Annotated in this window: 10 protein-coding genes; 6 read left to right on the plus strand and 4 right to left on the minus strand. The window is 69.1% G+C overall.

The genetic code is table 11. The features are described 5' to 3' along the window. The 3 genes from BIU95_RS16205 to BIU95_RS16215 all read right to left on the minus strand — a co-directional run. Positions 1-1,520, minus strand: a 1,520-nt coding sequence (locus BIU95_RS16205; RefSeq protein ID WP_017888743.1) for an ABC transporter ATP-binding protein, incomplete at its 3' end; no start/stop codon positions are given. 194 nt (positions 1,521-1,714) lie between these two features. Beyond that, positions 1,715-2,779 (minus strand): BMP family protein, encoded by a 1,065-nt coding sequence (locus BIU95_RS16210; protein WP_017888742.1) that lies wholly within the window; start codon positions 2,777-2,779, stop codon positions 1,715-1,717. A 198-nt stretch (positions 2,780-2,977) separates the two neighbouring features. Continuing rightward, positions 2,978-4,093, minus strand: coding sequence for a mannose-1-phosphate guanylyltransferase (locus BIU95_RS16215; protein WP_017888741.1), 1,116 nt, complete (start codon positions 4,091-4,093; stop codon positions 2,978-2,980). Between the two features lie 187 nt (positions 4,094-4,280). Here BIU95_RS16215 and BIU95_RS16220 point away from each other — a divergent pair, with 187 nt between their 5' ends. The 6 genes from BIU95_RS16220 (at position 4,281) to BIU95_RS16245 (ending at position 9,812) form a co-directional block, all read left to right on the plus strand. Then, complete coding sequence (locus BIU95_RS16220; RefSeq protein ID WP_254783397.1) at positions 4,281-5,516, plus strand: glycosyltransferase family 1 protein; 1,236 nt, start codon at positions 4,281-4,283, stop codon at positions 5,514-5,516. A gap of 78 nt (positions 5,517-5,594) precedes the next feature. Further along, positions 5,595-6,044: a succinate dehydrogenase, cytochrome b556 subunit gene (gene sdhC / locus BIU95_RS16225; protein WP_017888739.1), complete on the plus strand. Its 450-nt coding sequence runs from the start codon at positions 5,595-5,597 to the stop codon at positions 6,042-6,044. A gap of 11 nt (positions 6,045-6,055) precedes the next feature. Then, entirely contained in the window at positions 6,056-6,502 is a 447-nt protein-coding gene (gene sdhD / locus BIU95_RS16230) for a succinate dehydrogenase, hydrophobic membrane anchor protein (RefSeq protein ID WP_056070803.1), read from the plus strand. 49 nt (positions 6,503-6,551) lie between these two features. Continuing rightward, complete coding sequence (gene sdhA, locus BIU95_RS16235) at positions 6,552-8,345, plus strand: succinate dehydrogenase flavoprotein subunit (protein ID WP_042538838.1); 1,794 nt, start codon at positions 6,552-6,554, stop codon at positions 8,343-8,345. Between the two features lies 1 nt (position 8,346). Continuing rightward, the gene (locus BIU95_RS16240) at positions 8,347-9,120 is read left to right on the plus strand and encodes a succinate dehydrogenase iron-sulfur subunit (protein WP_017888736.1); all 774 of its coding nucleotides are present in this window, start codon (positions 8,347-8,349) and stop codon (positions 9,118-9,120) included. Between the two features lie 50 nt (positions 9,121-9,170). Continuing rightward, positions 9,171-9,812 carry a TNT domain-containing protein gene (locus BIU95_RS16245; protein ID WP_031260557.1) on the plus strand — a complete coding sequence of 214 codons (642 nt, stop codon included), beginning with the start codon at positions 9,171-9,173 and terminating at the stop codon, positions 9,810-9,812. Between the two features lie 64 nt (positions 9,813-9,876). Here BIU95_RS16245 and BIU95_RS16250 read toward each other — a convergent pair. Then, positions 9,877-10,418, minus strand: a 542-nt coding sequence (locus BIU95_RS16250; RefSeq protein ID WP_368086291.1) for a DUF805 domain-containing protein, incomplete at its 5' end; no start/stop codon positions are given.

Here is a 10,418-nt window from a genome sequence, read left to right on the forward strand (position 1 = left end):
CATGCGGCCAGCTCCGTTCCTTCAGGGATCTCCCCGGCCATCATGAGGCCGAGGACGTCGCGGGGGGTGGTCGCGGGGACGATGCCGACGATGCCACCGCGGTACATCACGGCGATGCGGTCGGCCAGTGCGACGACCTCGTCGAGCTCGGTGGAGACGACGATGACCGGCACACCGGTGTCGCGGGTGGCGACGATGCGCTTGTGGACGAACTCGATCGAGCCGACGTCGATGCCGCGGGTGGGCTGCGCGGCGACGAACAGCCGCAGTTCGCGGCTCAGCTCGCGCGCCAGGACGATCTTCTGCTGGTTGCCGCCGGACAGCCGACCGGCAGCGGTGGTGCGACCAGGCGTCCGGATGTCGAACTCGGCGATCTTCTCGTCGGCGAACGCGTCACGCTCCGCCGACCGGATGGTGCCGGCGCGGACGAACTCGGCGTGGTCGGCGCGGTCGAGCATCAGGTTCTCGGCGATGGTGAACTCGCCGACCAGGCCGTCCTCCTTGCGGTCCTCGGGGACGAAGCCGACGCCCGCGTCGAGCACCTGCTTGACGCTCCGGCCGGTGAGTTCCTTGCCGTCCAGGGTGATGCGGCCACCGTGCGCGGGCTCGAGGCCCATGATCGCCTCGGTGAGCTCGGTCTGCCCGTTGCCCTGCACCCCGGCGATCGCCAGGACCTCGCCGCGACGCACCGTGAAGGAGACGTCGTCGACGAGCACGATGCCGGACGGGTCGGTGACGGTGAGGTGCTCGACGACCAGGGCGTCGTCGCCACCGGTCGAGGGTTCCTTGTCGACCACGAGCGAGACGGCGCGGCCGACCATCAGCGCGGCCAGCTCGTTGTTCGTGGCGGTCGGCGAAGCTTCGCCGACGACCTTGCCGAGGCGGATGACCGTGATGCGGTCGGCGACCTCGCGCACCTCACGGAGCTTGTGGGTGATGAAGACGATGGCGGTGCCGGCTTCGCGGAGCTGGCGCATGATGCCCATCAGCTCGTCGGTCTCCTGCGGGGTGAGGACGGCCGTCGGCTCGTCGAACACCAGCACGGAGGCATCGCGGGACAGCGCCTTGATGATCTCGACGCGCTGCTGCACACCGACGGGCAGGTCCTCGACCTTGGCGTCCGGGTCCACGTCGAACCCGAAACGGTCCGAGATCTCCTGCACGCGCTTGCGGGCACCGGCCAGGTCGAGACGGCCACCGAAGGTCGTCTGCTCCTGCCCGAGCATCACGTTCTCGGCGACCGTGAACACGGGCACGAGCATGAAGTGCTGGTGCACCATGCCGATGCCGGCGCGCATGGCGTCACCGGGGCCGTCGAAGTCCTGCACCACGTCGTCGAGCAGGATCTCGCCCTCGTCGGCGTCGTACAGGCCGTACAGGACGTTCATCAGGGTGGACTTGCCGGCGCCGTTCTCACCCAGGAGGCAGTGGACCTCACCCGGCTCGACGGTGAGCGAGATGTGGTCGTTGGCGACCAGGGCGCCGAACCGCTTGGTGATGCCGCGGAGTTCGAGCTTCATGTTCGGGAGTCTATTTCTGTCTCGCGCGCGCCACGCGGGCGCACGGTGTCGCGTGCACCCTGCGGAAGCACGGTCTGGCGCGCACCCTTGGGTGCACGGTCTGGGGTGCACCCTGGGGATGCACGGTCTGGGGTGCGCCACCTGGGCGCACGAGAACGCGGGCGAGGGATGCTCCCCCGCCCGCGTTCACCGGGTCAGGACTGGGTCTTGACCTTGATCGAGCCGTCGATGATGCCGGCCTTCACGTCGTCGAGCTCGCCCTGCAGGCCCTTGTCGACCTTGGACTCGAAGTCGTGGAACGGAGCGATGCCGACGCCGTCGTTCTTCAGGGTGCCGACGTACGGCTCCTTCGAGAACTTGTCGTCAGCCGCCTGCTCGACGACGTCCTTCACGGCCGGGCGCATGCCCTTCTCGACCGAGGTGAAGGCGATGTCCTTGTAGCGGGGGTCGGCCTCGTAGAGGTCGCTGTCCGCGCCGATCAGGACGGAACCGTTGTCGGCGTCCTTGATGGCCTCGGCAGCGGACTGGTAGATCGGGCCACCGACGGGCAGGATCACGTCGGCGTCCTGGTCGAGGAGCGTCTGCGCGACCGACTTGGCCTGCGTGCCGGCCTCGAAGCCACCGGTGAAGGAACCCTTGCCGGTGTCGACGTTCCAGCCGACGACCTTGACGTCCTTGTCCTTCTGCTCGTTGTAGTACTTCACGCCGTCCGCGAAGCCGTCCATGAAGATGGTGACGGTCGGGATCTGCATGCCGCCGAAGGTGCCGACGACGCCGGTCTTCGAGTACGACGCCGCCGCGTAGCCGGCGAGGAACGCGGCCTGCGAGGTGTCGAACGTGATCGGCTTGACGTTCTTGGCGTCGATCGAGTTGTCGTCGATGATCGCGAAGTCGGTGTCGGGGTTCGCAGCGGCCTGCTTCTTCGTGGCGTCGGCCAGGTTGAAGCCGACGGTCACGACGAGGTTGCAGTTCTGGCCGATGAGCTGCTCGATGTTCGAGTCGTAGACGGTGGCGTCCTTGGACTCGGCTTCCTTGTAGGTGGCGCCGAGGTCCTTGGCGGCGTCCTTCATGCCCTCGTAGCCGAGCTGGTTGAACGACTTGTCGTCGAACCCACCGGCGTCGGAGACCATGCAGGGGCGGAAGTCGGTCTTCTTCGCCGTTTCGGTGGTGGACGGCGCCGAGGCACAGCCGGCCAGGACGGCGACGGTGCCGGCGAGCGCGAGGCCGCTGAGGACGACCTGTCGGGTACGAGATGTCACGGGTTGGTTCCTCCGGGGAGCGTGCCCGGACCACGTGCGTTCCGGGCGATCGTGGCGACAGTACACGACCGTCGGGTCGGTACAGGACCCGTTGCGGGGGTCCCGTGGATCGGTTACGGGATCGCGACCCCGCCGAAACGCGCCCGTAACGCGGGGCCGCCCGCTCACCCCCAGTTCGAGGGGTTTGTCGGTGGAGCGCTACAGGACGTCGCCCCGGCCGCTGATCTTCAGGGCATCCACGACACCCTTCACCCGCTGGGCGTTCGCGCTCGTGGTGACGAGCAGGGCGTCCGGGGTGTCCACGACGACGATGTCCTCGACGCCGATGAGCGAGATGAGTCGCTGGCTGTGCGAGATCACGATGCCGCTCGACGAGTCCGCCAGGATGCGCGCGCCGTCCCCGAGCACCGCGAGGTTGTTCGGTCGCCCACCGGACTGCAGCTTGGCGAGCGAGGCGAAGTCGCCCACGTCGTCCCAGTCGAAGTCGCCGGGCACGACGGCCATGCGACCAGCAGCAGCAGCGGGCTCGGCGACTGTGTAGTCGATCGCGATCTTCTCGAGCGTTGGCCAGACCGCGTCGACGACCGCGCCGCGCGCCGAGGTGTCCCAGGCGTCCGCCAGCTCGTTGATGCCGGCCAGCAGCGTCGGGTTGTTCCGGCCGATCTCCTCGAGCAGCACGTCGGCGCGGGCGATGAACATGCCCGCGTTCCACAGGTACGTGCCCTGCTCGACGTACGAGCGGGCGGTGTCCAGGTCGGGCTTCTCGACGAACGACCGGACGGCGTGCGCGGTCGGTGCGCCCTCGATGTCCAGGGTGTCGCCGTGCGCGTGGATGTAGCCGAAGCCGATCGCGGGCTCCGTCGGCGTGATGCCGATGGTCGTGACGTAGCCGGCGCGTGCGACGGCGACGGCTTCGCGGACCGAACGGCGGAAACCGCGTGCGTCGCCGATGACGTGGTCGGCCGCGAAGGACCCGATGACGACGTCGGGCTCGCGGCGCACCAGGATCGCCGCGGCCAGGCCGATGGCCGCTGTCGAGTCCTTCGGCTCGCTCTCGAGCACCACGTTGTGGTCCTCGACGCCGGGCAGCTGCGACTCGACCGCGACGCGGTGCGCACGGCCGGTGACGACCATGATCCGCTGGTCGCCGGCGAGCGGCGCCAGGCGGTCCCAGGTCTGCCGCAGCAGCGAGGTGCCGGAACCCGTCAGGTCGTGCAGGAACTTGGGTGCGTCCGCGCGCGACAACGGCCACAGGCGCGATCCGATGCCCCCTGCGGGGATGATCGCGTAGAAGTCTTCGAGAGCGTCAGCCACGCGCTCACCGTACCGCCCCCGCCGGGCGGATCCTGGGTGGTCTCCGCACGATTCCCGCATGCGGCCTCCCGCAGGACGCCGTCCGGCGTCCGCACCGGAGGGCGTCGCGTTGTTCACCCGGCGCGCGCGTCCCGTTCACGTCGTCGGCCCCGTCGGGTCACGTCACGCCCGGAGCATGGGCAGCACCATGAGCGCACGCAGCGTGGAGCGCGGCACGTCCCCCCGGACCGTCGCCGTCGTGACCGAGAGCTTCCTGCCCACCCTCAACGGCGTGACCACGAGTGTCCTGGCGGTCCTCGACCACCTGGAACGACGTGGTCACCGCGCGGTCGTGATCGCCCCGGACACCCCCGGACTCGCGCAGTTCCGCTCGCGCAGCGCCGTCGAGCGCTACCGCTCCTTCGACGTCCACCGTGTCCCCGCCGTCGCTTACCGGCAGTTCCCGGTGGCGCTCCCCCACCCGGTGCTCGACACGATCCTCGCCGCCTCCGGCGCCGACGTGCTCCACGCCGCGAGTCCGTTCCTGCTGGGTGGGCGCGCGATCACGGCGGCCGGGAGGCTCGGCATCCCCTCCGTCGCCGTCTTCCAGACCGACGTGGCCGGGTTCGCCCGCCGCAACGGCCTGACCGCGACCGTCCCGTTGGTGCGGAAGATCCTCGGACGCATCCACGCGGGCGCCTCGCTGACGCTCGCCCCGTCGAGCGCGACGGCCGCGATGCTCGCCGAGGACGGCGTACCGCGCGTCGCCCGCTGGGGTCGCGGCGTCGACACCGAACTGTTCCACCCCGCACGCCGGACGTCGGGGCACGTGCGCGCGCTCCGCCGCCGGCTCGCCCCGAACAGCGAGACGATCGTCGGGTACGTCGGTCGCCTCGCCCCGGAGAAGGAGGTCGAGCGACTCGCCGAACTCGGTGGCGTCCCCGGCATCCGGGTCGTCGTCGCCGGCGGCGGTCCGTCTCGGGCGATGCTCGAGCGGCGGCTCCGGCACCTCGACGTCACCTTCACCGGCCCCTTGCGCGGCGACGCCCTCGCCGACGCGTACGCAGCACTCGACCTGTTCGTGCACACCGGTCCGGCCGAGACCTTCGGGCAGACCCTGCAGGAGGCCCACGCCTCCGGCCTACCGGTGATCGCACCGGCGTCCGGCGGCCCGCTCGACCTGGTCGCCCCGGGGCTCGACGGGGAGCTCTACGACGCCGACGCACCCCAGGCCCTGCGGCACGCCGTCCTGCGGCTGCACCACGACCGCGCCCTGGCCGAGCGGATGGGTTCGGCCGGTCGGCTCCGCGTCGAGGGGACCACGTGGGAGGCCGTCGGCGACCAGCTCCTCGACCACCACGACACGGCCCGGACCATCGGCGCGCCGCCCGTCGGACGGGGCCTCCGGGCAGGTCGGGACGAGAAGGTCAGCGCTCGCGCATAGGATGGGTCGTGTTCCACACGAACACGAACGGCAAGGGCTCGCCGATCGGGCGAGCCCGTCCTATGGAAGGACGAGCTCATGGCTGAGCACACCGGCGGGGGTACGGCGACGGCGGTGCCCGACGTCTCGATCGAAGCGCCCAGGGCTTCTCGGACGCCACAGGGCACGCTCTACCGCGGATCCATCGGGATGTGGTCGTGGGTCCTCCACCGCATCACGGGCGTCGCGATCTACTTCTTCCTGCTCGTGCACATCCTCGACACGGCACTCGTGCGGCTCTCCCCCGAGGCCTACAACGCCGTCATCGGCACGTACAAGACCCCGATCATGAACCTCGGCGAGATCGCGCTGGTGATGGCCATCGTGTTCCACGCGTTCAACGGCCTGCGGATCATCCTGATCGACTTCTGGTCCAAGGGCCCGAAGTACCAGCGGGCCATGTTCTGGATCGTCATGGTCCTGTGGGCGGTGGCGATCGCGGGCTTCCTGCCCCGCCAGCTCATGAACCTCGTCGCGGACTTCAACTGAGGGGCACGGACATGACCACGCAGATCGTCGAACCTCCCCGCTCGGCAGCGGCCGCCCGGAGCACCACCAACTGGGAGAAGTGGGGCTGGATCTACATGCGCGCCTCGGGCGTCCTGCTCGTCGTGCTGATCTTCGGCCACCTCTTCGTCAACATGGTGGCGGGCGAGGGCGTCAAGCAGATCGACTTCGCCTTCGTCGCCGGCAAGTGGGCCAACCCCTTCTGGAAGGTCTGGGACTCGCTCATGCTGGTCCTCGCCCTCATCCACGGCTCGAACGGCATGCGCACCATCGTCAACGACTACGTGTCGAAGCCGGGCATCCGCAAGACGCTCCTCATCGCGATCCTGGCCGCCTGCGTCGTGCTGATCGTGCTCGGGCTCCTCGTCTGCTGGACCTTCGACCCGTGCCCCGCCGGCGCAGCTGCCGCCGACCTGCCGTCCTTCTGCCCGGCGCAGTAGCACCACCACCGTTGCTGCCCGCGTTCCCACCGTCTACGGAAAGACCCCTGTGACCGAGACCACCGTCCACCACCACCAGTTCGACATCGTCATCATCGGCGCCGGAGGCGCGGGCATGCGAGCCGCGATCGAAGCCGGCCCGAAGGCGAAGACGGCCGTCATCTCGAAGCTCTACCCCACCCGGTCGCACACCGGTGCGGCGCAGGGCGGTATGGCCGCAGCCCTCGCGAACGTCGAAGAGGACTCGTGGGAGTGGCACACCTTCGACACGATCAAGGGCGGCGACTACCTGGTCGACCAGGACGCCGCCGAGATCCTCGCGAAAGAGGCGATCGACGCCGTCATCGACCTCGAGAACATGGGCCTGCCGTTCAACCGCACGCCCGAGGGCAAGATCGACCAGCGTCGTTTCGGTGGGCACACCCGCGACCACGGCAAGTCCCCGGTCCGCCGGGCCTGCTACGCCGCCGACCGCACCGGGCACATGATCCTGCAGACGCTGTTCCAGAACTGCGTGAAGCTCGGCGTCGAGTTCTACAACGAGTTCTACGCACTCGACCTCATCATGGTCGACGTCGTCGGCGAGGACGGCGTCACCCGCCAGCAGCCGGCCGGCGTCGTCGCGTTCGAGCTCGCGACCGGTGAGCTCCACGTCTTCCACGCCAAGGCGATGATCTTCGCGACCGGTGGCTTCGGCAAGATGTACAAGACCACCTCGAACGCGCACACCCTGACCGGCGACGGCGTCGGCATCGTCTGGCGCAAGGGCCTGCCGCTCGAGGACATGGAGTTCTTCCAGTTCCACCCGACCGGCCTCGCAGGGCTCGGGATCCTGCTGACCGAGGGTGCCCGCGGTGAGGGCGCGATCCTCCGGAACGCCTCGGGTGAGCGCTTCATGGAGCGGTACGCCCCCACCATCAAGGACCTCGCTCCGCGTGACATCGTCGCGCGCTGCATGGTGCAGGAAGTGGCAGAAGGTCGCGGCGCCGGTCCGAACAAGGACTACGTGCTGCTCGACTGCACGCACCTGGGTGCCGAGGTCCTCGAGACGAAGCTGCCGGACATCACCGAGTTCGCCCGGACGTACCTCGGTGTCGACCCCGTCGTCGAGCCGGTCCCCGTCATGCCGACCGCGCACTACGCGATGGGCGGGATCCCGACGAACGTCAAGGCCGAGGTCCTGTACGACAACACCACCGTCGTCCCCGGGCTGTACGCCGCCGGCGAGTGCGCCTGCGTCTCCGTGCACGGCTCGAACCGTCTCGGCACGAACTCGCTGCTCGACATCAACGTCTTCGGCAAGCGCTCGGGCAACAACGCCGCCGAGTGGGTCCAGACCGCCGAGTTCCTCCCGCTGCCGGAAGACCCGGCTGCTGGCGTCCGCGGCATGCTCGACCAGCTCCGCGCCTCCACCGGCACCGAGCGCGTCTCTGCCCTCCGCAAGGAACTGCAAGAGGAGATGGACAAGAACGCGCAGGTGTTCCGCACGGACGAGTCGCTCGCCCGTGTCACCGAGACCCTGCACACACTGCGCAACCGTTTCATGCAGGTCTCCGTGCAGGACAAGGGCAAGCGGTTCAACACCGACCTGCTCGAGGCCGTCGAGCTCGGGTTCCTGCTCGACCTGGCCGAGGTCGTCGTCTACTCCGCACGCAACCGCAAGGAGAGCCGCGGCGGACACATGCGCGACGACTACCCCAAGCGCGACGACGAGAACTACATGCAGCACACCATGGCGTACCTGACGGGCGACCCGCACTCGTCACTCGCCGACGACCACATCACGCTCGACTGGAAGCCTGTCGTCATCACGCGGTACCAGCCGATGGAGAGGAAGTACTGAGATGACCGACACCCTGGTCTCCGAAGCACCCCGCACCGACACCGTGCAGGACGCCCCTCCCGGATCCTTCTCCGTCACGGTCATCGTCCGTCGCTTCGATCCCGACGTCGACGACGAGCCGCGCTGGCAGGACTTCGACGTCATGATGCTGCCGACCGACCGCATCCTCGACGCCCTGCACAAGATCAAGTGGGAGCAGGACGGGTCCCTGACCTTCCGGCGTTCCTGCGCGCACGGTGTCTGCGGCTCCGACGCGATGCGCATCAACGGTCGGAACCGTCTGGCGTGCAAGACCCTGATCAAGGACCTCGACGTCTCGAAGCCGATCTACGTCGAGGCGATCAAGGGCCTGCCGCTCGAGAAGGACCTCGTCGTCGACATGGAGCCCTTCTTCCAGAGCTACCGCGAGGTGCAGCCGTTCCTGCAGTCCTCGTCGGCCCCGACGCCCGGCAAGGAGCGTGTGCAGTCCGTCGCCGACCGCGCCCGGTTCGACGACACCACGAAGTGCATCCTCTGCGCGGCGTGCACGTCGTCCTGCCCGGTGTTCTGGACCGACGGGCAGTACTTCGGCCCCGCCGCGATCGTGAACGCCCACCGCTTCATCTTCGACTCCCGCGACGACGCCGCGAACGTCCGTCTCGACATCCTCAACGACAAGGAAGGCGTCTGGCGCTGCCGGACAACCTTCAACTGCACCGACGCGTGCCCTCGCGGAATCCAGGTGACGAAGGCGATCTCCGAGGTCAAGCAGGCGATCATGCGGGGTCGGGCGTAGTCCCGGCTCCGTCCAAGCTCCGCACCACGCCGACCGATAGGCTCCCGACCATGACGTTCGCGGACACCCGCCCCATCCTCGACCAGCTCGGCTACACGACCCGGTACGTGCAGCTCCCCGGTGAGACCCTGCACGAACCGCCGGTCGAGGGGGCGCTCCGCATCGTCCAGACCGACGCCTCCGACTACGCGCTCGAGGTCGTCGACTACGGCACGGCTCGTCGGCTCGCGCAGGCGACGGGCGAGGACGACGCCGTGGAGATGCTGCGCCGGTTCCTGAACCGTCCGTTCCCGCAGCCGCGCGACATCCCCCGCCACGAGCTCGACGGGCTCCGTGACCGTGCGGCGTCGACCTACCCGCAGCTCGCGCAGCAGGTCTCCCAGGCGGGCGAACAGGGCCTGACCATCCAGATCCCGGCCGGCGTCCCCGTCGACCGCATCGGTGGCCCGGACGGCTACCTGCTCCACCCGCTCGACACCCCGCTGCCCAGCCGCTCGCTGCCGCCGCACGTGACCTCGTCGCCCGAGACGCACCGCTACGTCGTCGACCGGCCGTTCCTGGTGAACGTCCGCTTCGTCCAGCCGTGGTTCGAGCAGCCGGGCGGTGCCCTGCGCTTCCAGATCGCCGACCCGTCCGCCACCGTGCGCGACCTGGTCGTCGACGGCGCGCTCGTCCGTCTCCGGGTGGTCTGACCGTCCAACGAGAACAGCCCACCCTGCGCTCGATGCGTGGGGTGGGCTGTTCTCGTTCGTGGAGCTACCGCAGGTCAGGGCGGTCGTACTGCGCGCCGGCCGGGTTCGACGGCAGGCAGCCGAACACGATCGCAGCCGCGCTGACGAACAGCGCGATCAGCCAGAACGGGCCTGCCAGGTTCGCGTCGTGCACGCGACGCCAGCCCAGCGCGATGCCCGGCACGATCGTGGCGAGCCACCACAGGAAGGAGAGGCCGAGCAGCACGAAGGCGAACGGCGACGGAGCGCTGCTCCCCGTGGGGTTGCCGTACTCGTCGACGCCGCTACTCGCCCCGACCGTCGCGAACAGAACGGCGTAGAACCCGCCGAACAACACGATGGTCACGATGGCGTTGGCGAGGACGAAGTACCAGAACTCACTCCGACTGGCGCGCCCGTCGAACCGGGCGTACTTCTTGAAGAACCGCGTGAACGCATCGAGGAACCCGATGCCGTACCACGGCGCCCAGAGCGGCGGGGTGCCATCAGGCCCGAGCGGGATCGGCTGCGCGAACTGCGGGTACGGGTCGACGTAGGGCTGGGCGTACGGCTGCTGCCCGTACCCAG

It is taken from the genome of Curtobacterium sp. MCBA15_007 (genome assembly GCF_001864905.1).
GTDB lineage: Bacteria > Actinomycetota > Actinomycetes > Actinomycetales > Microbacteriaceae > Curtobacterium > Curtobacterium poinsettiae.